The sequence below is a fragment of the Ochrobactrum sp. SFR4 genome, from assembly GCF_019730395.1.
In the GTDB taxonomy this organism is placed as follows: domain Bacteria; phylum Pseudomonadota; class Alphaproteobacteria; order Rhizobiales; family Rhizobiaceae; genus Pseudochrobactrum.
The window spans coordinates 1-292 of sequence record NZ_JAAPBB010000628.1; the positions used below are offsets into that span (position 1 = coordinate 1).

Annotated in this window: 1 protein-coding gene; it reads left to right on the top strand. The window is 48.3% G+C overall.

The window, feature by feature from the left end; genetic code table 11:
• Positions 1 to 292, top strand: a 292-nt coding sequence (locus HBA93_RS20565) for a hydantoinase B/oxoprolinase family protein (protein ID WP_221724509.1), incomplete at both ends; no start/stop codon positions are given.

The following is a 292-nucleotide window of genomic DNA, read 5'->3' on the forward strand; positions in this document are numbered from 1 at the left end:
CTGAATTTATCATTGATCTACGGGATAATCCTGATCAGGATTCAGGGCCTTCAAATGCCAGCTATGATGATACACTCGTCAGTATGCAGGTGATCTTTAAAGCACTGACTGATCCGGCATCACCTGCAAATGAAGGCTCATTCCGTCCGCTGAAAGTGCTAACACGTGAAGGCTCATGCTTCCATGCCCAAGCACCGGCAGCCGTAGGCTTCTATTACGAAATTGGCATTCGTGGCTATGATTTGGTTTGGCGTTGCCTTGCTCCTCATATGCCTGAAAAACTTCCTGCCGG